This is a genomic window from Williamsia sp. Y712 (assembly GCF_059445525.1).
In genome coordinates, this window is sequence record NZ_JCAIUN010000002.1 from 652932 (window position 1) to 675789 (window position 22858).

General features: G+C 65.0%; 19 protein-coding genes. 11 read left to right on the top strand and 8 right to left on the bottom strand.

The window, feature by feature from the left end; all coding sequences use genetic code 11:
• Nucleotides 1–26: 26 nt before the first annotated feature.
• Nucleotides 27–1769 (bottom strand): DEAD/DEAH box helicase, encoded by a 1743-nt coding sequence (locus AC1D75_RS17870; protein WP_495516643.1) that lies wholly within the window; start codon nucleotides 1767–1769, stop codon nucleotides 27–29.
• A gap of 203 nt (nucleotides 1770–1972) precedes the next feature.
• On the opposite strand from AC1D75_RS17870, the gene AC1D75_RS17875 reads away from it, so the two are divergent.
• Nucleotides 1973–3100: a YihY/virulence factor BrkB family protein gene (locus tag AC1D75_RS17875; protein WP_495516644.1), complete on the top strand. Its 1128-nt coding sequence runs from the start codon at nucleotides 1973–1975 to the stop codon at nucleotides 3098–3100.
• Nucleotides 3101–3123: 23 nt separating this feature from the next.
• On the opposite strand, the gene AC1D75_RS17880 is transcribed toward AC1D75_RS17875, so the two are convergent.
• Entirely contained in the window at nucleotides 3124–3360 is a 237-nt protein-coding gene (locus AC1D75_RS17880; protein ID WP_495516645.1) for a DUF3039 domain-containing protein, read from the bottom strand.
• 56 nt (nucleotides 3361–3416) lie between these two features.
• Here AC1D75_RS17880 and AC1D75_RS17885 point away from each other — a divergent pair, with 56 nt between their 5' ends.
• The 3 genes from AC1D75_RS17885 to AC1D75_RS17895 all read left to right on the top strand — a co-directional run bounded on the left by AC1D75_RS17885 (nucleotide 3417) and on the right by AC1D75_RS17895 (nucleotide 6421).
• On the top strand, nucleotides 3417–3791 hold the full coding sequence (locus tag AC1D75_RS17885; protein ID WP_495516646.1) for a DUF3099 domain-containing protein: 375 nt from the start codon (nucleotides 3417–3419) through the stop codon (nucleotides 3789–3791).
• Nucleotides 3788–5326 carry a DUF7782 domain-containing protein gene (locus AC1D75_RS17890; RefSeq protein WP_495516647.1) on the top strand — a complete coding sequence of 513 codons (1539 nt, stop codon included), beginning with the start codon at nucleotides 3788–3790 and terminating at the stop codon, nucleotides 5324–5326. Before AC1D75_RS17885 ends, AC1D75_RS17890 begins: the two co-directional genes overlap by 4 nt.
• Nucleotides 5327–5449: 123 nt before the next feature.
• The gene (locus AC1D75_RS17895) at nucleotides 5450–6421 is read left to right on the top strand and encodes a sigma-70 family RNA polymerase sigma factor (protein WP_495516648.1); all 972 of its coding nucleotides are present in this window, start codon (nucleotides 5450–5452) and stop codon (nucleotides 6419–6421) included.
• Nucleotides 6422–6516: 95 nt separating this feature from the next.
• Here the strand turns inward: AC1D75_RS17895 and AC1D75_RS17900 are convergent, their stop codons facing one another.
• Entirely contained in the window at nucleotides 6517–9225 is a 2709-nt protein-coding gene (locus AC1D75_RS17900; protein WP_495516649.1) for a bifunctional acetate--CoA ligase family protein/GNAT family N-acetyltransferase, read from the bottom strand.
• The gene (locus AC1D75_RS17905) at nucleotides 9218–10498 is read right to left on the bottom strand and encodes an acetoin utilization protein AcuC (protein WP_495516650.1); all 1281 of its coding nucleotides are present in this window, start codon (nucleotides 10496–10498) and stop codon (nucleotides 9218–9220) included. Before AC1D75_RS17905 ends, AC1D75_RS17900 begins: the two co-directional genes overlap by 8 nt.
• Before the next feature lie 120 nt (nucleotides 10499–10618).
• Between AC1D75_RS17905 and AC1D75_RS17910 the strand changes: the two genes are divergently transcribed.
• Both AC1D75_RS17910 and galE read left to right on the top strand, forming a co-directional pair.
• The gene (locus AC1D75_RS17910; protein WP_495516651.1) at nucleotides 10619–11302 is read left to right on the top strand and encodes an iron-dependent transcriptional repressor DtxR; all 684 of its coding nucleotides are present in this window, start codon (nucleotides 10619–10621) and stop codon (nucleotides 11300–11302) included.
• Between the two features lie 12 nt (nucleotides 11303–11314).
• A complete protein-coding gene (gene galE, locus AC1D75_RS17915; protein WP_495516652.1) occupies nucleotides 11315–12295 on the top strand; it encodes a UDP-glucose 4-epimerase GalE in 981 nt (326 codons plus the stop codon).
• On the opposite strand, the gene AC1D75_RS17920 is transcribed toward galE, so the two are convergent.
• Nucleotides 12296–13567 (bottom strand): DUF4192 domain-containing protein, encoded by a 1272-nt coding sequence (locus AC1D75_RS17920; RefSeq protein ID WP_495516653.1) that lies wholly within the window; start codon nucleotides 13565–13567, stop codon nucleotides 12296–12298.
• A 95-nt stretch (nucleotides 13568–13662) separates the two neighbouring features.
• Nucleotides 13663–14385, bottom strand: coding sequence for a DUF5642 family protein (locus AC1D75_RS17925; RefSeq protein WP_495516654.1), 723 nt, complete (start codon nucleotides 14383–14385; stop codon nucleotides 13663–13665).
• Between the two features lie 92 nt (nucleotides 14386–14477).
• Between AC1D75_RS17925 and AC1D75_RS17930 the strand changes: the two genes are divergently transcribed.
• Genes AC1D75_RS17930 through AC1D75_RS17940 form a run of 3 tightly spaced genes read left to right on the top strand, consistent with a single transcriptional unit; the run spans nucleotide 14478 to nucleotide 17321 of the window.
• Nucleotides 14478–15617, top strand: a complete 1140-nt coding sequence (locus tag AC1D75_RS17930) for an SPFH domain-containing protein (protein ID WP_495516655.1) — start codon at nucleotides 14478–14480, stop codon at nucleotides 15615–15617.
• 4 nt (nucleotides 15618–15621) lie between these two features.
• Nucleotides 15622–16848 carry a TFIIB-type zinc ribbon-containing protein gene (locus tag AC1D75_RS17935; protein ID WP_495516656.1) on the top strand — a complete coding sequence of 409 codons (1227 nt, stop codon included), beginning with the start codon at nucleotides 15622–15624 and terminating at the stop codon, nucleotides 16846–16848.
• Nucleotides 16845–17321 carry a hypothetical protein gene (locus tag AC1D75_RS17940; protein WP_495516657.1) on the top strand — a complete coding sequence of 159 codons (477 nt, stop codon included), beginning with the start codon at nucleotides 16845–16847 and terminating at the stop codon, nucleotides 17319–17321. Before AC1D75_RS17935 ends, AC1D75_RS17940 begins: the two co-directional genes overlap by 4 nt.
• Here the strand turns inward: AC1D75_RS17940 and AC1D75_RS17945 are convergent.
• Both AC1D75_RS17945 and AC1D75_RS17950 read right to left on the bottom strand, forming a co-directional pair.
• The gene (locus tag AC1D75_RS17945; protein WP_495516658.1) at nucleotides 17318–17947 is read right to left on the bottom strand and encodes an MBL fold metallo-hydrolase; all 630 of its coding nucleotides are present in this window, start codon (nucleotides 17945–17947) and stop codon (nucleotides 17318–17320) included. The two genes, AC1D75_RS17940 and AC1D75_RS17945, sit on opposite strands and share 4 nt — an antisense overlap.
• Nucleotides 17944–19032, bottom strand: a complete 1089-nt coding sequence (locus AC1D75_RS17950) for an S-(hydroxymethyl)mycothiol dehydrogenase (protein ID WP_495516659.1) — start codon at nucleotides 19030–19032, stop codon at nucleotides 17944–17946. Before AC1D75_RS17950 ends, AC1D75_RS17945 begins: the two co-directional genes overlap by 4 nt.
• 298 nt (nucleotides 19033–19330) lie before the next feature.
• Between AC1D75_RS17950 and AC1D75_RS17955 the strand changes: the two genes are divergently transcribed.
• Together AC1D75_RS17955 and AC1D75_RS17960 are read left to right on the top strand one after the other, a co-directional pair.
• Nucleotides 19331–20314, top strand: a complete 984-nt coding sequence (locus AC1D75_RS17955) for a proteasome assembly chaperone family protein (RefSeq protein WP_495516660.1) — start codon at nucleotides 19331–19333, stop codon at nucleotides 20312–20314.
• Nucleotides 20311–22821, top strand: a complete 2511-nt coding sequence (locus AC1D75_RS17960; RefSeq protein ID WP_495516661.1) for a DEAD/DEAH box helicase — start codon at nucleotides 20311–20313, stop codon at nucleotides 22819–22821. Before AC1D75_RS17955 ends, AC1D75_RS17960 begins: the two co-directional genes overlap by 4 nt.
• Nucleotides 22822–22858 lie beyond the last annotated feature (37 nt).

Consider the following 22858-nt stretch of genomic DNA (forward strand, 5'->3'; position numbering starts at 1 on the left):
GGCGGTGACGAGAGCCGAACCCGGCCTCAGCGCCACTTCCGCAGTGCGTCGATCCGCTCCTGCAACTGCTCGGCCGTGGCCATCGCGGTGGGTGGACCCCCGAGGCGTTCGCGCAGCTCGTTGTGCACCTGACCGTGCGGCCGCCCGGTGCGATGGTGGTGCATGGCCACCAAGCTGTTCAGCTCCTTGCGCATGGCGGTGAGCTGCTTACCCACCGATGGGGCCCGTTCGACGGGCGGCGTCGGCATCGCGTCGGCGCTTCGGTTCTCCACCTGATCGGACTGCCGCTTGCGCAGCAGGTCACGCACCTGGTCTGCGTCGAGGAGACCCGGCAGGCCGAGGTAGTCGGCTTCTTCGTCGCTACCGGAGAACGTCGCGGTACCGAAGGACGACCCGTCGAAGATGACCTGATCGAGTTCGGCATCGGCATGCAGGGACTCGAATCCCTTCTCGTCCTCACCCGCTTCGTCTTTTTGTTTGTTGGCGTCGTTGAGCAGTGCATCCTCGAGGCCGTCGGATTCCCGATGCGGCTTGCCGAGCACGTGATCGCGCTGTGCCTCGAGCTGGCTGGCCAATTGCAGCAACACCGGCACCGACGGCAGGAACACGCTGGCGTTCTCTCCCGGTCGCCGCGATCGCACGAAGCGGCCGATGGCCTGGGCGAAATACAGCGGGGTCGATGCGCTGGTCGCGTAGACACCGACCGCCAGACGAGGAACGTCGACACCTTCGGACACCATCCGGACAGCGACCATCCACTCGTCCTTGGATTCGCTGAACGCGGCGATCCGCCCCGACGCCTTCGGATCATCCGAGAGCACCACCGTTGGCATCTTTCCGGTGATCGCCTCCAGGAGTTCGGCATAGTCGCGCGCCACGGTCTGATCGGTCGCGATCACCAGACCGCCGGCGTCGGGCATACCGGTGCTGCGTAGTTGCCTCAGGCGTGTGTGAGCCGCCTGCAGGACGGCCGGGATCCAGTCGCCGTGCGGGTCGAGTGCGGTGCGCCAGGCGCGTGCGGTGTGTTCGGCAGACAGTGGTTCACCGAGCCGGGCGGTGAACTCCTCGCCCGCATTGTTGCGCCAACTCGCCTCACCCGAATAGGCCAGGAACACCACCGGGCGCACAACGCCGTCGGCGAGCGCGTCCGAGTAGCCGTAGGTGTAGTCGGCGACCGATCGGGCACCGCCGCCCGGCTCGGGCTCGTACGTGATGAACGGGATGGGGCTGTCGTCGGATCGGAAGGGTGTTCCGGTCAGCGACAACCGCCGGGTGGCGTCGGAGAAGGCCTCACGGATCGCATCACCCCAGCTCTTCGCGTCACCGCCGTGGTGGATCTCGTCCAGGATCACCAGGGTCCGGCGATTCTCCGTGCGGACGCGGTGTCGCGACGGGTGCGCCGCGACCTGTGCGTAGGTCAGGACCACGCCGTTGAAGTCGGAGCTGGTCTGACCCGCCGAGTTGCTGAAGTTCGGATCCAGGGCGATACCAGCTCGCGCAGCCGCACCTGCCCACTGATGCTTGAGGTGTTCGGTGGGTGCGACCACCGTGATCTGGTCCACGGTGCGGTCGGCCAACAGTTCGGCAGCGATACGCAGACCAAATGTGGTCTTGCCGGCACCCGGGGTGGCCACCGCCAAGAAATCCTTCGGTGCGGCCGACAGGTACTTGGTCAGCGCCCGTCGCTGCCAGGTCCGTAGCGACGACGCTGCCGGCGCCGGGGCCGGGGTGGTTGTCGATGGCTCGGAAACGGCTGTGGGTCGGGTCACGGCAGAGCACAACTCCTTGACGCAGTTGAGGTTTGAACAGTGGTGCACCATTCGACGGAGTCGGACGAGTGCGCCTGGCGGTCGGTGTCGGCGACGAAGCGCTCGGCGAGCCCAGGCATCGGGGAATGCTACCGCGAATCGGTGGGCGATCGGGTGCAGGGCGGTGGCGGCGCGGCAACACGCATCGAATCCGAACTTCGGCAATGCTTGACACCATCAGCGCATCAACCGGGCCCGCCCCCGATCCCGTTCCCGACCCCACGCCGTCGACACCGACCCGTGGTGATGACGCAGATAAACCCACGATTTCGGGGGTCACGAAGCGCCTGCCCTGGATGCTCTGGCGAACCATCACGAAGTCGTGGGACGACTCGATCTTCGCGATGGCGGCGCAGGCGGCGTTCTGGCAGACGCTCTCCCTAGCGCCGCTGCTCCTGGGATTACTGGGCACTGTGGGGTATATCGCAAATTGGTTCGGGCCGAACACCGAAGAGATCATCTCCGACCGGATCATCAGTTTTTCGGATCGGACCTTCAGCGCCAACGTCGTCGACGAGATCATCCGCCCCACCGTCGACAACGTGTTGGTCAGCGGCCGCGCCGAGGTGATCTCGCTGGGCTTCCTGTTGTCGCTGTGGGCGGGATCGTCGGCGATGGCCAGTTTTGTCGACTCGATCGTGATCGCACACGGCCAGCACAACGTGCGGCACCCGGTCACCCAGCGGCTGTTCGCGCTGTGGCTGTACGTGTGTTTCCTGGTGCTCGCGGTGCTCACCCTGCCTCTGGTCGCACTCGGACCCACCTACGTACGCGACGTCATCCCCGATTCGTGGCACCCGGCGAGCACCGTGGCGATCGAGTACGGCTACTTCCCGGCCGTGGCGCTGCTGTTGATCGCGGGCCTGACCACGCTCTACCGGGTCGCACTTGCCAAACCGCTGCCCTGGCACCGGCTGGTCTGCGGGGCGCTGCTGGCCGGGTTGGTGTTCTGGTGCGCCAGCGCGGTGCTGCGCTGGTATCTGGCGGTCATCACCCAGACCGGATACAGCTACGGCGCGCTGGCCACACCGATCGCGTTCCTGCTGTTCACGTTCTTCCTCGGTTTTGCCATTGTGGTCGGCGCCGAGTTCAACTCGATCGTGCAGCAGCTGTGGCCGGCCAATCCCACCAAGATGGACCAGATGCGTGACTGGGTGTCACAGCAGACCAGCGACATCACCGATCAGTTCCGCAGTACTCCGCAATGGCTGCCGACTGGTCCGATCCAAAAGAAGCCCGACCCGATCAGGAAGAACCCGGCCGACGATCAAGGTCCCTCACCGCAGGCCTGAAAACCGACCACCGGTCTCGGCGACTACTCGCCTTTTTTCATCTTCGAATAGATCTTCTTGCATTTCGGGCAGACCGGCGAACCCGGCTTGGCCGAACGCGTGACGGGGAACGTCTCGCCGCACAGCGCCACGACGATGTTGCCCATGACCGCACTTTCGACGATCTTGTCCTTTTTCACGTAGTGGAAGAACTTCGGGGTGTCGTCTTCGGTCGTTTCGTCGGTGGTGACGTCCGGCTTGTCGAGTGTCTGGGTATCCATGAGGTCAATTCTGCATCGACCTGGCCCGGTGGGCCAATATCGACCCGATGTGGCCGATGCCGGGGAGAAAGAGGATAGTAGAAATCGTGGGTTCGAAAGATCACGCGCCCGAAACGTTTCTCATCACCGAGGCACAGACCTCCCTGGAAGAACAACATCGCGCTCGCGTACGCAGGTACCTGACGTTGATGGCTTTTCGCATTCCGGCGTTGGTCATCGCGGGAATCGTCTACGCGACGACGCAGAACGGACTCCTGGCACTCGGCGTGATCGTGCTGTCCATCCCGATCCCCTGGATCGCGGTACTGATGGCCAACGACCGGCCCCCACGCCCCAAAGACGAAGTGCTCCATTACAAGTACAGCGGTCCGTATTCACGGAAACTGACCGACGGCAACGATTTCCACGAAATCGATCGACGCAAAGAGTGACCATCACAGAACAAACGGCCGACCTGTACACCCAGGCTGACGGCCTACGCGAGGCATTTCTGCGCGCCGACTACACCACCGATGGTGTGCTGCGCCTGCTCGGCGAAGAAGCGCATGCGGCCCTCGGTCGCGGCGAACCCGTCCCGGCGCGCCGGATCTGCGCCGATGGCGGCGAACTCGGCATCCTGGTCCGATTGCTCCTGCTCGGCGACACCTGTTCCGAATCCCAGGTCGGCGCCGCATTGCGGCCGGTGTCGGTCGACGACGCGATCCGACACGGCATCGTCCGCCGCGACGACCGCGGCCTCCACGCCGCCATCGACCTGCGGCCTTTCGACTTCGGTACGGGCAACCGGTGGCTGTTCTCCGATCTCGACGGCACGCTCCGGCGCCACAGCATCACCGAAGACCACGTGCTCGGTGTCGGCCACGCCTCACTGTCACTGCTCCGGGCCACCCCCACCGAGCCGGTCGGCCGACTGCTCGACGTCGGCACGGGCTGCGGTGTGCAGGCCGTGCACGCCGCGGATTTCGCCGGCCATCTCACGGCCACCGACATCACCGACCGATCGCTGGCGTTGACCCGCGCGGGCATGGCCATCAACGACATCGCCCCCTCGCGGTACTCGCTGCTCAAAGGCCCCTGGTTCGGTCCGGTCGGCGGACAGAAGTTCGATCAGATCGTCGCGAACCCGCCCTTTGTCGTGGGCCCGCCGAAGGTCACCCACACCTACCGCGACTCCGGGCTCGATCTCGACGGTGCCAGCGAGCTGATGTGCCGGACCGCACCGAACTTCCTGAACGAGGGCGGAACCGCGTCGATGCTCGCCTCCTGGGTGATCACCGGCGACGACTGGCGTGAGCGGATCGCACAGTGGATCCCCGACGAGGGCGTCGATGCCTGGGTGGTGCAACGTGACGTCGCCGATCCGGCACTGTACGTCGGCACGTGGCTCCGCGACGCCGGACACGATCCGCGCGATCCGGCATCGGCCGAGATGGCCGACCGCTGGCTGACCCATCTACACAAGGCAGGCGTCCGCGGCATCGGCTTCGGCTTCGTTTTCATGCGCCGCACCGATGAGCCCACCGACCTGCTGGCAGAAGAACTCAGCCACACCTTCGAGGACCCGCTCGGCCCCGAGGCCACCGACTACCTGCGCCGCGTCGCCTGGCTGCGCAGCCACGACGTGGGCGACGAGCAGTTCTCGGTCGCCGACGGTGTTGCTCTCGAACAGGTGTCGACGTTGGCTCAAGAAGGTGGCTGGGAGCGCATCATCACCCGCATCCACCGCCCCGACGGGCCGCGCTGGAGTCACGAGATCGACCAGTTGGGGCAATCGCTGCTCGCCGGTCTGAACCCCGACGGATTGTGTCTGGACGAGATCACCGAACTGCTCGCGGTGGCGACCGGCGAGGAGCACAACGACACCGCGGCGGTGCACGAATTGGTCGAGGGTCTGGTGCGCCACGGCATCGTCCTGCCGGCCCGCTGGGACGCCCTCAGCCAGAAAACTTCAGTACACTCTCAGTAACTTCTCAGCCCGGTTCTCGATAGTTGCAGGTCACAGGGTCCCCATCGGGATCCTGGTTCGGAACTATCTGCACCGCTCCCTCCGTTGAACAGTGTGAAAGCAACCGCACTTGAGGAGGCCGACATGTCCAGCCCCACCACCACCATCCGTCCGGCGATGACCGAACAGGACCTGGATGCGCAGAGCCCGGCCTCGGATTTGGTCCGTGTCTATCTGAACGGAATCGGCCGTACCGCGCTGCTCACCGCCGAACAAGAAGTCGAGCTCGCCAAGCAGATCGAGGTCGGTCTCTACGCCAAGCACGTACTGGCGACGCGCAAGCGTCTGTCCGCGGTGAAGAAGAAGGACCTGGCGCAGCTGGTCCGCGAGGGTGAGTCGGCACGCGCCCACCTCCTCGAAGCCAACCTGCGTCTGGTTGTCTCGCTGGCCAAGCGTTACACCGGTCGCGGCATGCCGCTGCTCGACCTTATCCAGGAAGGCAACCTCGGACTGATCCGTGCGATGGAGAAGTTCGACTACGCCAAGGGCTTCAAGTTCTCGACCTACGCCACCTGGTGGATCCGTCAGGCGATCACCCGCGGTATGGCAGATCAGAGCCGCACGATCCGGCTCCCCGTCCACCTCGTCGAGCAGGTGAACAAGCTGGCCCGCATCAAGCGCGAACTGCATCAGCAGCTCGGACGCGAGGCCACCGACGACGAGTTGTCGTCGGAGTCGGGCATCCCCGCGGAGAAGATCGCCGACCTCCTCGATCACAGCCGCGACCCGGTGAGCCTGGATATGCCCGTCGGCAGCGACGAAGAGGCGCCACTGGGCGACTTCATCGAGGACGCCGAGGCAACCTCCGCCGAGAACGCCGTGATCGCCGGACTACTGCACAGCGACGTGCGGTCCGTGCTGTCCACGCTCGACGAGCGCGAACAGCAGGTCATCCGCCTGCGCTTCGGACTCGACGATGGTCAGCCGCGCACCCTCGACCAGATCGGCCGCATGTTCGGTCTGTCCCGCGAGCGGGTTCGCCAGATCGAGCGTGAGGTCATGTCGAAGCTCCGCCAGGGTGAGCGGGCCGATCGCCTGCGTGCCTACGCCAGCTGACACACAACGTTCATCGCGTAGATCAGCCGCCACCAGACATCGTCGGTGGCGGCTGATCGCTGTGGTGGACCCGATCTGAAGACCCGTCCGGCTCCTCAGAGCCGGCGAGGTCCGGAATCGTGTTTGGCCGGCACCGGCCCCACGGTCATCCGGGCGGACAGCACGGCAACGCCGCCGGGGGTGGCGTGTATCGGGTCGCACACCACGTCCCGCGTTTCGGGTATGTCGTCGACCAGTGCCGAGATCCTGATCACCAGATCGATCAGGGCCTCCTTGTCGACCGGTTCGGACCCGCCATACCCGGACAACAGCGGCGCCGACCGCGGCGCCTCGATGAGATCGGCAGCGTCGGACTCGGTCAACGGCAGCGCCCGGTAGGCGCGATCCCCCAGCAGATCACTGGTCACGCCCGCGAGCCCGAACGACATCAGTGAACCGAAAGACGGATCGTCCCGAACCCGGATGACGGTGCTGATGCCCTTCGGTGCCATCTTCTGTACGTGCAACCGGGACTCTCCGGTGACCTCCGCGAGTTCGACCGTCGCGAGTTCCACCGCGTGCTGATCCGGCAGATCCAGCCGGGCACCCTCGCGGTCGGCCCGCCCGCGCCACACCGCCGAGAACGCCTTGACCACGACCGGATAGCCGAGTTCGTCGGCCGCTGCGACACTTTCCTCGACGGTGCTGACCTCGCGGAACGGGACGATCTCGATTCCGTAGCAGCGCAGCACCTGTGCGGTGAGCTGATCATCGAGATCGATGACCGCGCCGCCTGCTCTCTCCACTGCTTCGCGGACGAGTCGCCGAGCCAGATCGGGATCGACGTCGACCGGACGCCTGACCTGCGATGCCGGACGCGAACGCCACTGCGCGTACCGCCAGGCATGTCCGAGTGCTTCGGCGGCCCGCTCCGGACTCGGGTAGGACGGGATGGAGCCACGCGCCGGGGTGCCGTACTGTCCCAGGACCGTCAGATGATGCGGAATACCCTCCACCGCAAGGAATGTGGTGACCACCGGCTTGTCGGCCCCGGACATCCCGGTCATCAGTGCTTGCGCATAGCGATCGACACTGACCGCGACCGGCGGCACGAACACCGCGATGAGTGCATCGACGTCGTCATCGGCGGCTGCGGTGCGGACCGCTTCCTCGAAGGTCTCCGGCGATGCTGCCGGCCCCAGATCGACGCGCTGGACGACCTGCAGTCCGAAGTGACTGCCCGCCTCCTGCGCCAGCACACCGAGCGCCGTCGAGTTCCCGACGATGCTCACCCGCGGCCCACGGGGCAACGGCTGATAGGCGAAAACCGTTGCACAGTCGAATAGTTGGCCGATGGTACTGACCTGGATGACCCCGGCCTGGGCCAGCAGCGCCCGGGTACTGGCGTCGTCGAGCGAATGGTCGGCAGCTGCCATCGCAGGCGGTACCGCGCCGCGGCCCGACTTCACCGCCACCACCGGCTTACCACTGGCGACCCGTCGCGCGAGTCTGGTGAACTTCCGCGGGTTACCGAAACTCTCGAGGTACAGCAACACCACTTCGGTGTCGGGATCGGTGTCCCAGTACTGCAGCAGGTCGTTGCCCGACACGTCGGCGCGGTTGCCTGCGGAGACGAATGTCGACAGTCCGAGCTGCCTGCGGGCGGCGGTGTCGAGGATCGCGATGCCCAAAGCGCCGGATTGGCAGAAGAATCCGACCGCACCACGACCGGGCACGTGCGGGGCGAGCGTGGCGTTGAGGGAGATCTCCGGATCGGTGTTGACCACGCCCAGCGCGTTGGGACCCACCAGGCGCATGCCGTGTTCCCGAACCGATTCGACCAGACGCCGTTCCGACGCGAGCCCCGAATCGCTGGTGTCACCGAATCCGGCCGAGAGCACCAGCATCGTCTTGACACCCTTGTGCAGACAGTCGTCGAGCACCTCTTCGACGGCGTCGGCCGGAACCGCGACGATCGCCAGATCGACCGGGTCGGGGATGTCCCGCACCGTGGAGTAGGCCCGGATACCGCGGACCGCACGGTGTTCGGAGTTGACCGGGAAGACCGGGCCGGTGAATCCGCCTGCGATCACGTTGGCCAGCACCGCATTTCCCACCTTGAGCCGGTCCACCGACGCGCCGATCACCGCAACGGACCCCGGACGCAGCAGATTGGCGACACTGCGCGCCTCGGATGCACGTTCGCGGGCATTGCGCACCGACAACAACGCTTCGGTGGGGTCGATGGTGAACTCGACGTGGATGGTGCTGCCGTCGAAACTGCGGCGCAGTTGATAGCCGGCGTCGCGGAACACCGCGACCATGTTCGGGTTCTCCGCGAGGACCTCTGCCTCGAACTTCTCGAACCCGCATTCGGCGGCCGCGCCTGCAAGATGTTCGAGCAGCACCGGACCGAGCCCGCGACCCTGATGCTCGTCGGCGACGACGAAGGCGACCTCGGCCGTCGTGGGTTTGCCGCTCGCGGCCAGACCCTCGTAGATCCCGATGGCGATGATCTCGCCGCCCAGGACACCCACAAACGCCACCCGCGAGTAGTGGTCGACAGTTGTCATCCGGGCGAGTTCGCGTGCCGGGATGTGCGGGAAGGGCCCGAAATACCGTAGGTAACGCGTGCGCTCGGAGAGGCCCGAATGGAACCGGACCAGCGCGTCGGCATCCTCCGGCACGATGGGCCGCAGGTGCACCACCCCGCCGTCGCTGGCCAGCACATCGGCGATCCAGTGGCGCGGATAGTCGTGCGGCCCACGCTGATCGGGCCGAATGTTCTCGGTCACCGGATCGCTGATCTCAGAATTGTCAGTCACGGGGATCCTCCGGGTCGAGACCGCACATCGGGTACACAGCTCGGCGCGTTGCCATGATGGTGGCGTCGAGGCGGCTCTGGGCCGCCTCGCTGACACCCTCCATGAGCGGGCCGCCACCGTCGCCGTTCCAGGGTAGGTAGTCCAGGTCGCCACCGTCGGTCATGGTGGCTGCCGGATCACCGCGGAGTGACACGTCGAGCAACTCCGTTTCGACTTTGGCTGCCTCGCGCCAACTTTCATCGATGATCGTATCGGGTGCGATGTCGTTGTCGGTGACCGCGGCGATGAGATGGGTCCAACTGCGGGGCACCACATCGACGATGCCGTAGCCGCCGCCACCGACGGCGAGCCACCGGCCCTCGCAGTACTTGTCGGCAAGATCACGCATCGCCAGGATCGCCGCACGCTGGCCGTCGACCGTGAGCGACAGGTCGGTCAGCGGATCGCGGACGTGACTGTCGGCACCACATTGGCTGACGATGAGCTGCGGACGGAACTGCTCGATCATGGCCGGAACGATCGCGTTGAACGACCGCAGCCAGAGTTTGTCGTTGGTTTCCGGCATCAGGGCGATGTTGACCGCCGTCCCCCGCGCGTCTTGTTCACCAACCTCTTCCGGCCAGCCGGTGGCCGGCCAGAGCGTAGCCGGATGTTGGTGCAGTGACACCGTCAACACGCGGGGGTCGGCGGCGAACACCTTCTGGACGCCGTCGCCGTGATGGGCGTCGATGTCGATGTACGCGATCCGGTCGTAGCCCTGATCGAGGAGCCAGCGGATCGCGACGGCACAGTCGTTGTAGATGCAAAAACCTGCCGCGTGCCCGGGCATCGCGTGGTGCATGCCACCGCCGATGTTGACGGCCCGCTTCACCGACCCGGAAGCGATCGCCGCGGCCGCGGCCATGGTTCCGCCGACCAACACACTCGCCGCGCCATGCATGCCCTCGAAGGCCGGGTTGTCGGCGCTGCCGAGCCCGAACAGGCGCTCCAGCAGGTGTGCGGCGCCCTTGGTGTGGTCATCGATGTTCGATGCGGCCCGGACCGCGTCGAGGTAGGACGAGGTGTGGACGGTCTGCAGCAACCGGTCGTCGACCGGCATCGGCGCAGTGGTCTCGATACCGTCGAGCACCCCGAGGGAGCGCGACAGAGACATGGTCAGCGCCAGCCTGACCGGGTTCATCGGGTGTGCGGGCGTCCAGCGGTAGCGCAGGAATTCGTCGCTCCAGATCACTGCCGCGGACCGGGAATTCGACGTATGTGACCGAGTACTCATGAATTGAGCCTAGTGTCCTGCTCGACACCACACGTTGATGTGACCCACGACCTCCCGCGGCGCTACCAACAACACCCTTCCGGGCGGGTAACCTGGGTCAAGACGAAAGGGATGGAGATCGTGAACGAACTGATCGATACGACTGAGATGTATCTCCGGACGATCTACGACCTCGAAGAAGAAGGCATTGTTCCCCTTCGGGCACGGATCGCCGAACGTCTCGAGCAGAGCGGGCCGACCGTGTCACAAACCGTAGCGCGGATGGAGCGCGACGGCCTGGTACTCGTCGCCGGAGACCGGCACCTCGAACTGACCGACAAAGGTCGCAACCTGGCCACGTCCGTGATGCGCAAGCACCGCCTGGCCGAACGGCTCCTGGTCGACGTCATCGGGATGCCCTGGGAAGACGTACATGCCGAGGCATGCCGCTGGGAGCACGTGATGAGTGAGAACGTCGAGCGCAGGCTGCTCGAGGTCCTCGACCATCCGACGACGTCGCCGTACGGCAACCCGATTCCGGGACTGGAATTGCTGGGTTACTCCCCCACCAACGCACCTACGGCGATGACACGGATCTCCGAACTACCGCAGGGTGAGCCGGTTGCGGTGATCGTGCGCAGGTTGTCCGAGCACGCACAGGCCGACCCCGAGTTGATCAGCGCCCTTCAGGAAGCGGGCGTCGTTCCGAGCGCACGCGTCAATGTCACGGTGTTGCCGGACTCGATCGTGATCAGCACTCCGGGTCATTCCGGGCTGCAGCTCTCGGAAGAGATGGCACATTCCGTCCAGGTCGAGAAAGTCTGATACCAGACCTCAATGAAACTCCTTGTCACCGGCGGAGCCGGGTATGTGGGTAGCGTCTGCGCTCGAGTCCTGATCGAACACGGTCACGACGTCACCATCATCGACAATCTGTCGACCGGCAATGCCGATGCGCTCCCCGAAGGGGCGGCGTTCGTCGAGGGCAACGTCCGCGACGTCGCCGCCGGTGTCCTGACGGGACAGTCCTTCGACGGTGTCCTGCACTTCGCCGCCCAGTCGCTGGTCGGTGAATCCGTCGTAGAGCCCGAGAAGTACTGGTACGGCAACGTTGTCGAGTCGCTCGCACTGCTCGAGGCGATCCGGACCTCGGGTACCCCGCGGCTGGTTTTCTCGTCAACCGCGGCCACCTACGGCGAGCCGGAATCGGTCCCGATCCTGGAGTCGGCTCCCACCCGGCCGACCAACCCGTACGGCGCCACCAAGCTGGCCATCGATCACGCCATCACGTCGTACGCACACGCGCACGGCCTGGCGGCAACGAGCCTGCGGTACTTCAACGTCGCCGGAGCCTACGGTGGTGCCGGCGAGAACCGGGTCATCGAGACGCACCTGATCCCGCTGATCCTGCAGGTGGCGCTCGGTCACCGCGAGCACATCAAGATGTTCGGCACGGACTACCCCACCGACGACGGCACGGCGATCCGCGACTACATCCACGTGCACGACCTCGCAGCCGCGCATGTGCTTGCCCTCGAAGCCGCCGTTGCCGGCCGCCACGAGATCTTCAACCTCGGCAGCGGCACCGGTTTCTCTGTGCGGCAAGTCATTTCGGCTGTGGAAGAGGTCACCGGACTGAATATCGACGTGGTCGATGCGCCGCGACGTGCCGGAGATCCGGCGGTGCTGATCGCCTCGAGCGACAAGGCCATCGCCGAACTCGGCTGGTATCCGGCAAAGACAGACCTGTCGGTGATCGTGGCCGACGCCTGGGACTACACCCGCTCGCTCGGCGTCCGCGCCCATTCGACGGTCTGATCAGGCCGCCGGGTGCATCACAGCCTCGGGTAGTTCCACTCCGAGCGAGCGAGCGACGAGATAGCCGGTCTGGGCACACTCGCCGATCACGTTCGGCGGTATCCCCCTGGTCAGCGCATCGCTGTACAGCGTCGCCATCGAATAGCCCGGACTCGCCTCGAGTGCACGGTCGAAGGCGATGCCGGCCATCGTCCCGTTGCCGTGAACATAGTGCACAAACCCGAGGAGTGTCGCCGCCGCCGCCTGACCGCGGCCGCGGAGCCGACGGCAGAGCGTCGCCCACACCTGCTCGGCCTCGATCCACCGTGCGCTGACGGCCAACGCCATCAGCGCGTCGCGGACACAGAGTTCCCGCAGCGCCTTGTCGAAGATCCGTAGTTCGTCGCAGGTCAATGCACCGGTGTCGCCGCGGTGGATCACGGACAGTGCGAACTCCAGATCGGTTCGCTCCTGCAAGCGCCGCATGTGCTCGACCACGACGTCCAGTGGTGTCCGATGCGCCCCGACCGCACCCATCCCGAACGCATCGATGCAATCCTCCAGGACCCATCGGTCGATGAATGTCTGGTCCACCGAACCCGTTTCGCCGTCGAACGTGCTGCCGCTCCGACCGGCCCGGTCGGCCGCGAGATCGCGGTAGGCCAGGTCGTCGGCCGCCGAGAGCATGTGCGCGTCACAAGCCTCGTCACCACAGTGCGGCATCGGCGCCAGGTGTTCGACCATCTCGCTGCGGGTGTTCAACACCCGTCTGCCCTTGCTGACCGCCCGCGCCACGGCGACGGGGCTGATCTTCGGATCGCCGACCAACCCCGTCTGAGGTCCCGAATACACCGGCGCCCCAGACCATTCGCCGGGCGACCGGTTGTCCCACACGGTGTGCCATCGACTGCCCTGCGTGATGGCGGCAGTGGCGAAGGCTCCGTGCAGGCCGCCGGTCGCCGAAAGATTCCGGTGGATGATGGAGGCCAGTCGCCGGTACTCACCGGTGTCGATCGGATAGGTGTCGTCGACGATGACGGCGACCACCCGGACCACGTCGTAGGATTCGCAGACCGCAGCCAGATGCTCGATCACGCCCAGAGTCGGCGGTGTGGGCAGACCGTCGTCGCCGAACGCCAGATCGTGGCGCATCGTCGTGCCGATCTCGGTCCCGTCACCATCGAAGGTCACCAGGATCAGTGACCGGTCCGGGATGAAGCCGAGTAGGGCCGGGACCGCCGTGATCAGTGCGCCCGGACCCGATACCGAAGTTGTGTATTCGTCAGATGTCATGTGGCGATGGTCGGTCCCATCGCAGACCGGATACCAAGGCCGACTGCCCCATCGAACGGGTTATCCACCCCACGCGGGACCATCCACAGGCGGGCTCAGCCGCGCGAGCGCTCCAGCGCGGTGGTGTACAGCTCGTCGAGTGCCATACCGTCGGGTACCGGCCCCGACCCCGGCGCCATGACGGTGACGTAGACCCGCACCCCGTCGTTCTGGCCGACGAGTGCGGTCATCGTCTGGGTCATCGACCCCGACACCGTGACACGCCGGAAAGCCAGCGATTCCTGCGAGTCGGCGGGTGACGACGGCAGCACCGTGGTGGTCACCGTTGAGGTCACACCCTGATTGGTGGTCGTGTACGTCGGACACGCCTCGAGCTGCGCCTCCAACTCCGACAACGGCGAATCGGTCAGCACTGTGATGGCACTGATGATGCCGGCATTGGCGGCCGCGCCGGTGGCGGTCAAGGCGACAGCCTCCTCGGACGTCGCAGGCAACGGGGTTGGCGCACAACTCGCCGGCGACACCAGCCCGCCGACAGGGAACCCTGCGGTATCTGCCAGCACCGCGGCCAATTTGTCCGCCGACACCTCGGTCGCCTTGTACGCGGCCGGGAAGTCCTCGGCGGTCACCGATCGCTCGCGCACATCGATCTCCTCCGACGGGAAGGCCCCCGGTTCAGACGAGAGTTCCGCGCTCTGCGGAGCCGCGACCGGGTCACCGTCCACCGCACTTGTGCATGCGCCGAGGAACAGGGCAGCAACCAACGCTGCCGGCAGTACCCAGCGCGACTTGGTCCGCTTCGAAGACACCTGACTCACCCGCCCACTGTGCCATCGCGACCGCCCCATTGGTGTGCGCGACACGACTAGACTCGCCGGGAGCAACCGAATCGCTAGGGAGAACACCGAATATGGGGATCATCGGCAAGATCAAGGGTGAGCTCGTCGACATCATCGAGTGGATCGACGATTCACGCTCCACGTTGGCGTGGCGTTTTCCCCGCTACAACAACGAGATCAAAAACGGGGCCGAACTCATCGTTCGCGAAGGTCAGCAAGCGGTTTTCGTCTACCGCGGCAAGCTCGCCGACCGGTTCGGGCCAGGGCACTACACGCTCACCTCCGAAAACCTGCCGCTGCTGAGCACGTTGCAGGGGTGGAAGCACGGATTCAACAGCCCGTTCCGTTCCGAGGTGTATTTCATCAACACCCGTCCGGTCACCGATCTTCGATGGGGTACCCCCAATCCGGTGACCGTCCGCGATCCCGATTTCACGATGGTGCAGGTCCGCGCCAACGGTTTGTGTGTCGTTCGGGTGGCCGAACCCGAGGTCTTCTTGCGCGAGGTCATCGGGACGGACAGTTCGGTGGGTGTCGACGAGATCACCGAGTTGATCCGCCGGGTCATCACCCTCGCGTTCTCGGACATGATCATGGAGACCCGCCTCGGGGTCATCGACCTGCAAGGCCGCCAGGTCGAGTTGTCGGAGAAGCTCCAGGCTTTCGTCAACGACCGCGTCGATGACGAGTTCGGCCTGTCGATCGACTCGATCACCATGAACATCTCGCTGCCCGACGAGATCACCACCGCGATGACACGCGGTGTGGCCCGTGGTGTCGAGGAGAGCGGATTCCTCAACAACGTCGGCGATCTCGGCCGGTACCAGCAGGGCAAGGCAGCCGACGCGATGGTCGCCGCTGCCCAGAACCCGGGTGGCGGCGCGATGGGCGACATGATGTCGGCGGGCATGGGCGTTGCGCTCGGCAGCCAGATGGCCGGGCAGTTCGGTGGCCAGGCCGCGCAACCCGCGCAGGCGCCGGTGCCCCCGCCGCTGCCGGGCGCCGCGACATTCCACATCGACAACGGCGGACAGCCGGCCGGCCCCTTCACGATCGCTCAACTCCAGGCCGCGGCCGCTTCCGGCCAGTTGACCGCGTCGACGCTCGTCTGGAACCAGGGCATGCCGGGCTGGGCGCCGGCCGGCACCGTGCCCGCGCTGTCCGGTCTCTTCAGCACCCCTCCCCCGCTCCCGAACAACCCCACGGCATAGGAACATGGCTGACTCCCACCTCCCACCGCCCTTGCCCGACAACAACCACGGCGGGGATACGGCGCCACCGCCGCTGCCTCCGATGCCGCCGGTACCGGAGTCGGGCCCGTCCGATCCGGAGCGCGCGATATTCCAGGTCACCGAACAAACCCGCACGTACCCCTGTGACAGTTGCGGTGCACCACTGGTTTTCGATCCGGCAACCGGAGCCCTGTTGTGCCTCAGTTGCGGTCGCTCGCATGCGATCGTCCTCGATCCGAAACGCCGTGTCGTCGAACACGACCTGCAATCCACGATGAATTCGCTGCGCAGCCTGATGGCCGAGCAGCCGGCATCCTCGGCGGCGGTGACCGAACGCGAGATCATCTGCCAGAGCTGTGGCGGTCGAACCACATTCAGCGGCACCCTCACCGCCACCCGATGCCCGTACTGCGCCACGCCGATCCAGCGCGATGACATCCACGACGCCCCGCTCCGGCTACCGGTCGACGGGATCCTGCCGTTTCAGGTGGACGACAAGCAGGGCCGCGAGGTGATCGAAAAATGGATCAACAGTCGCTGGTTCGCGCCGTCGGAGTTCAAGAAGTACCGCGAAGTCGGTTCGTTCACGAGCATCTACGCCGCGTACTTCACCTACGACGCCGACACGACCACGTCGTACACCGGCATGCGTGGTGACACCTACACCGTCACCACCGGCAGCGGCGAGAACCGGCGCACCGAGACCAGAACGCGCTGGAGCCATCGATCGGGCGTGCTACACAACAACTTCGACGACGTTGCGGTGTTGGCCAACACCGGATTCGACACCGACCGGGTCCATGAACTCGAACCCTGGCCGACCGGGCAGGCAACCCCGTACAGTCCCGAGTTCGTTGCCGGGCATCTGTGCCGCACCTATGACCTCGATGCCGAGCAGTGTTTCCCGGTGGCGCAGTCACGGATCAACGCCGGCATCGACGCCGCGATCCGGCGGGACATCGGAGGCGATCATCAGCGCATCAACAACAAGGACACCAGGTACAACGCGTTGAAGTTCAAGCATGTGCTGCTGCCGATCTGGCTGCTCACGGTCGTCTACGCCGGCAACCCTTTTCAGGTTTTCATCAACGGTGTGACCGGTGAGGTCCAGGGGCAACGCCCGTGGAGCACGGTCAAGATCGTCTTTGCCGTGCTGGCGGCGCTCATACTCATCGTCGGCGTCGTCGCGGCCTGGCAGGGCTTGAAATGATCACGGCGATCGTGCTGGTGGTCCTCGTCGCCTGCGTGGCAGCGGCGGCCGGGGTCTTCGTGATGACCCGGCGTATCCGGGCAAGTGCCCTGGCGGCCAACGAGATCATTCCCGGTCAGACCACCAACGCTCCGAAATCGTGGGCTGGTTCGCACGATCCCGAGGCCCGGCTTCACCGCCGGATCCGGGATGCTCTCGCTCTGCTGCGGTCCGATCCGAAACTCGACTACGACGGCGCTCGCATCGACGCGCGGGTTCGAATCGAGATTGCGGCAACGGATCTGGACAATCGACTGATCGCCGCCGCCGCATCGCCGAGCAGATTGCGCGAATCGCTGGTTGCCCAGGCAGATTCCGCGGTCACCGAACTGGAGAACGTGGCGGCGGCGCTGTCGGCCGGTGGCGAGATCAACCCCGAACAGATCGAGACCCTGGTGACCCAGATGAGTTCGCCACCGGCAATCGAGAGCTAGCTGCCGCGCTTGATCCATTCCTCCAGGTGCGGGGCTTCTTCCCCGACCGCGGTGGAATCACCGTGTCCGGTGTGGACTTTGGTCTGTGCGGGCAGGGTGAAGATCTTGGTCCGGATCGACTCGATGATCGTCGGGAAATCCGAGAACGAGCGGCCGGTGGCGCCGGGTCCACCCGAGAACAGGGTGTCCCCGGAGAACAGGACATCGAGTTCGGGAACGTAGATCGCACACGAGCCCGGTGAATGTCCGGGGGTGTTCAGGACCACGAGATCGGTTCCGGCCACGCTGATCTTCTGTCCATCGGCCAGGTCGCCGTCGGGAGTGGCGTCGGGGTAGGTCTGATCCCAGAGCATGGTGTCGCCCGGGTGCAGCAACATCGGCGCATCCACAGCCTTCGACAATTCCGGAGCGGCGGTGATGTGGTCGTTGTGACCGTGCGTCAACACGATCGCTTTGACCTTCCGGCCGCCGACCGCATCGATGATCGGTGCCGCGGTGTGCGCCGCGTCGATGATCACCACCTCGGAGTCATCGCCGATGATCCAGATGTTGTTGTCGACATCCCAGGTTCCGCCGTCGAGGCTGAACTGCCCCGAGGTGACGACGTGTTCGACTTTGATGCTCACAGGACCACCACCGAACGCAGCACCTCGCCGGCCTCCATCTTGTGGAAGGCCGATTCGACATCGGTCAGACCGATCCGCTCGGACACGAACTTCTCCAACGGCAACCGGCCCTGCTGATACAGATCGACCAGCATCGGGAAATCACGCTCGGGCAAGCAATCGCCGTACCACGACGACTTCAACGCGCCGCCGCGGGAGAAGAAATCGACCAACGGCAATTCCAGCGTCATCTCCGGGGTCGGCACACCGACCAGAACCACCACACCGGCCAGATCGCGGGCGTAGAACGCGGTCTTGTAGGTCTCCGGGCGGCCCACCGCATCGATCACCACATCGGCGCCGTTGCCGTCGGTCAACTCCTGGATCGCCGCGACGACATCCTCGACAACCGAACCATCGATCGTGTGGGTGGCACCGAGATCTTTGGCCCATTCGAGTTTGCGGGCGTCCCGGTCGACCGCGATGATCTTGGTCGCACCGGCCAATCGGGCACCGGCGATCGCGGCATCTCCGACACCGCCACAGCCGATGACCGCAACGCTGTCACCACGACCGACGTTGCCGGTGTTGATGGCCGCACCGATACCGGCCATCACACCGCAGCCGAGCAGTCCGACAACCGCCGGATCGGCATCGGCGGAGACCTTGGTGCACTGACCCTCATGGACCAGGGTCTTGTCGGCGAATGCGCCGATACCCAGGGCCGGGGTCAATGCGGTGCCGTCGGCCAGCGTCATCGGCTTGCTCGCATTGTGGGTGTTGAAGCAATACTGCGGGCGGCCTCGCTTGCACGCCCGGCACTCACCACAGACCGCACGCCAGTTCAGGACCACAAAATCACCGGGCGCCACCAGCGAGACCTCATCACCGATGGTCTCGACGATGCCGGACGCCTCATGACCCAGCAGGAACGGGTATTCGTCGTTGATGCCACCCTCGCGATAAGCCAAATCGGTATGGCACACACCACACGCGAGGATCCGCACCACCACATCCCGAGGCCCTGGATCCGGGATGGTGATGGTCTCGATCGTGGTCGGGGCACCCTTGCCCGCCGACACCACACCACGTACCTGCTCTGCCATGACAACCTTTCGCCGCACTTGGTATTTGTTGGTTCGAGTTCGTTTTCGCACCGCTTTTATCGGTCCCGATCAGGTATCACCCTATTCGATGCCCAGATCGACATGTGTGCATCAGTTGTCCGTTCGCCGACGGTGAACGGGCAACGGGAATCGCGGCCCGAGTGGTTCTGTTGTCCCAATTGAACTGTCTACACAGTGAGAACCAATGGTCTGCCCGGCACAGGGATTGGGACCAAAGGTGATGATGGGGGACAATAGTTGAATACAACCGCACGACCAGGCAGCAAGGAGGTTCGCCATGGACGACAAGTCCACGCTCTATGAACTCGAGTTCCCGGCACCACAGCTGGCTGGTGACGAGGGTGAAGGTCCGGTGCTGATCCACGCACTCGAAGGCTTCGCCGACGCCGGTCACGCCATCAAGCTGGCCGCCGATCATCTGCGCCAAAGTCTTGATTCAGAATTGGTCGCCACGTTCTCGACCGACGAGTTGATCGACTACCGCTCGCGGCGGCCGCTCATGACGTTCTCCGGCGAGCAATTCACCGGTGTGGCGATGCACGAGCTGACCCTGCACGCCATCCGCGACAACGAGGGCAAGCCGTTCCTGCTGCTGGCCGGTTCCGAGCCCGACATGCGTTGGGAACGTTTCGTGGCGGCGGTGACCGGTTTGGCCGACCAGTTCGGGGTGTCGACGGTGATCGGGCTCAACGCAATCCCGATGGGTATCCCGCACACCCGCCCGTCGACGATCACCGCGCACGGCAACAACAAGGACCTGATCGAGTCATTCCCCCGGTGGGGGTCGGAGCTCAAGATCCCGGCCAGTGCGTCGATGCTGCTCGAGCTGCGACTCGGTGAGCATGGATTGTCGACCGCGGGTCTGTCGGTCCACGTGCCGCACTATCTGGCCCAGGCCGAGTACCCGGCCGCCTCACACAAGCTGATCGAAGGCCTCGGTGAGGTCGCCGGACTCAATCTGCCGTTGGCGGCGTTGGCCAACGCGGCGGAGAAGGTTCGCCACCAGGTCGACAACGAGATCTCGGGCAACCACGAAGTCGAGTCTGTGGTGACCGCACTGGAAACCCAGTACGACACCTTCACGCAGGCCCAGCAGGAGAAGGCGTCGTTGCTCGCTGCCGAAGGCGATCTGCCCACCGGCGACGAACTCGGCGCCGAACTCGAACGCTTCCTGGCCGATCATCTCAGCAGCGGCGGCAACCCGACTGATGCAGGCACCGAGACGGATGGCGATGAGCCCGGGGACGACGCCGGTCAGTGACCACCCCACTCGCCTTTCCGGACCACACGGTCTTTCCGGACAACACAGGACCTGATCTCGACGAGTTATATGCAGACTTCACTGCGTGGTGGTCCGCACGGGGTATCGAGCTGTACCCGCACCAAGATGAAGCGCTGATCGAGCTGGCCGGTGGGTCGAACGTCATCCTGTCGACGCCCACCGGCTCCGGTAAATCCCTCGTCGCCAGCGGTGCGCTGTATTTCGCTGCGGCACAGGGAAAGCGAGCGTTCTACACCGCGCCGATCAAGGCCCTGGTCAGCGAGAAGTTCTTCGATCTGTGTTCACAGTTCGGGGCCGAGAACGTCGGCATGCTCACCGGCGATGCCTCGGTCAACCCGACCGCTCCCATCATCTGCGCCACTGCCGAAGTCGTTGCCAACATCGCGCTCCGCGAAGGTCCCGACTCCCCGATCGGTGTCGTGGTCATGGACGAGTTCCACTATTACGCGGAACCCGATCGCGGATGGGCCTGGCAGGTACCGCTGATCGAGTTGACCGGTAGTCAGTTCGTGTTGATGTCGGCCACCCTCGGCGACGTCAGTTTCTTCGTCGACGATCTGAGTCGGCGTACCGGCCGCCAGACCGCCGCGATCACGGGCACCACTCGCCCTGTCCCACTTGAATACTCATATTCCACCCGCCCGGTACACGAAACGATCGAGCACCTGATCGCCAAGGACCGGGCGCCGGTGTACGTCGTCCACTTCACCCAGCTCTCGGCGATGGAACGTGCCCAGGCGCTGCTCAGTGCCAACATCTGCAGCCGCGCCGAACGTGATGCCATCGCCGCGGAGATCGGCGATTTCCGGTTCAGCACCGGCTTCGGCAAGACCCTGTCGAAGACCGTGCGGGCCGGAATCGGAATCCACCACGCGGGTATGTTGCCGCGCTACCGACGTCTCGTCGAACGCCTTGCGCAACAGGGACTGCTGCGCGTGGTGTGCGGAACCGACACCCTCGGGGTCGGGATCAACGTCCCCATCAGAACGGTGCTGTTCACCGGCCTCACCAAGTTCGACGGAATCCGGCAACGACACCTGCGAGCCCGCGAGTTCCATCAGATCGCCGGGCGCGCAGGCCGGGCCGGCTTCGACACCCGCGGATTCGTGGTGGCGCAGGCACCGGACCATGACGTCGAGAACGCCCGACTGGTGGCGAAAGCCGGCGACGACCCGAAGAAGCTCAAGAAGATCCAACGCAAGAAGGCCCCCGAAGGTTTCGTGTCGTGGAGTGAGGCGACCTTCGAGAAGCTGATCGTCGCACCACCGGAACCGTTGCGTTCCCGGTTCACGGTCACGACCTCGATGTTGCTCGAAGTCATTGCCCGGCCGGGTAATTGCTTCACCTCGATGCGCCATCTGCTCGAGGACAACCACGAAACCCGGGCCCGTCAGCGCGGTCACATCCTGCGGGCGCTGAAGCTGTATCGATCACTGGTCAACAGTGGTGTGGTGCAACGTCTCGACGAACCCGACGAGTACGGCCGCATGGCGGTCCTGTCCGTCGACCTGCCGAACAACTTCGCGCTCAACAATCCCCTGTCCCCCTTCGCTCTTGCCGCCTTCGAGTTGCTCGATCCCGATTCGCCGACCTATGCGATGGATCTGATCTCGATTGTCGAATCGACCCTCGACGATCCGAGACCGGTCCTCATGGGCCAGCAGAAAGCTGCCCGCGACACTGCCATCGCGCAGATGAAGGCAGATGGCATCGAATACGAAGAGCGCATGGAGTTGCTCTCCGAGGTCACCTGGCCGCGACCGGAGCGCGAGTTCATCTTCGCGGCGTTCGACATGTACCGGCAGGGACACCCGTGGGTCATCGACACACCGCCACGCCCGAAATCGGTGCTGCGTCAGATGATCGAAGAGGGCATGGACTGGGGTGACCTGATCTCCCGTTACTCCCTGGCGCGCAGCGAAGGTGTGGTCCTGCGGTATCTCACCGACTGTTACCGGACGCTGCGCCAGAGTATTCCGAATGCCGCGCGCACGGACGAGATCGACGACGTGGTCGAGTGGATCGGCGACCTGGTTCGCCGTGTCGACTCGAGCCTGCTCGACGAATGGGAACAACTCACCCACCCCGATGCCGACATCACCGGACCCACCGATCTCGCACCACCGCCGGTCGGTCGGCCCGTCAACCTACGTGCCACCCGGGTGCATCTGCGCAACACCATGTTCCGCTTCGTGAATATGCTGTCGCGCCGCGACTGGTCCGGACTGCAGGCGAGCTATCCCGATCTCGACTGGGCCGATGAGATGGCCGACTTCATCGACGAATACGGTCCGGTGCAGGCCGGTCCGGAAGCGCGTGGACCGGCACTGTTCAGTTTGACCGAGGACGACGGCGAGTGGCTCGCCCGACAGGTTCTCGACGATCCGGACGGCGACCACGGATGGTCACTGCTGGCACGTTTCTCGATGCCTGAAACCGCAGATGACGAACCCGAACTCCTGGACATGGAGATCGTCCCCGGCTGAGCACACCTGGTGCAGACCGGCCATTGACAGCACTCTG

What these genes read in the sequence shown, in the direction of transcription:
- AC1D75_RS17955 (WP_495516660.1), top strand. Translation starts at nt 19,331, where the DNA reads ATGGACGACAAGTCCACGCTCTATGAACTCGAGTTCCCGGCACCACAG.
- AC1D75_RS17940 (WP_495516657.1), top strand. Translation starts at nt 16,845, where the DNA reads ATGATCACGGCGATCGTGCTGGTGGTCCTCGTCGCCTGCGTGGCAGCG.
- AC1D75_RS17950 (WP_495516659.1), bottom strand. Translation starts at nt 19,032, where the DNA reads ATGGCAGAGCAGGTACGTGGTGTGGTGTCGGCGGGCAAGGGTGCCCCG.
- AC1D75_RS17880 (WP_495516645.1), bottom strand. Translation starts at nt 3,360, where the DNA reads ATGGATACCCAGACACTCGACAAGCCGGACGTCACCACCGACGAAACG.
- galE (WP_495516652.1), top strand. Translation starts at nt 11,315, where the DNA reads ATGAAACTCCTTGTCACCGGCGGAGCCGGGTATGTGGGTAGCGTCTGC.
- AC1D75_RS17905 (WP_495516650.1), bottom strand. Translation starts at nt 10,498, where the DNA reads ATGAGTACTCGGTCACATACGTCGAATTCCCGGTCCGCGGCAGTGATC.
- AC1D75_RS17875 (WP_495516644.1), top strand. Translation starts at nt 1,973, where the DNA reads ATGCTTGACACCATCAGCGCATCAACCGGGCCCGCCCCCGATCCCGTT.
- AC1D75_RS17920 (WP_495516653.1), bottom strand. Translation starts at nt 13,567, where the DNA reads ATGACATCTGACGAATACACAACTTCGGTATCGGGTCCGGGCGCACTG.
- AC1D75_RS17885 (WP_495516646.1), top strand. Translation starts at nt 3,417, where the DNA reads ATGCCGGGGAGAAAGAGGATAGTAGAAATCGTGGGTTCGAAAGATCAC.
- AC1D75_RS17895 (WP_495516648.1), top strand. Translation starts at nt 5,450, where the DNA reads ATGTCCAGCCCCACCACCACCATCCGTCCGGCGATGACCGAACAGGAC.
- AC1D75_RS17930 (WP_495516655.1), top strand. Translation starts at nt 14,478, where the DNA reads ATGGGGATCATCGGCAAGATCAAGGGTGAGCTCGTCGACATCATCGAG.
- AC1D75_RS17935 (WP_495516656.1), top strand. Translation starts at nt 15,622, where the DNA reads ATGGCTGACTCCCACCTCCCACCGCCCTTGCCCGACAACAACCACGGC.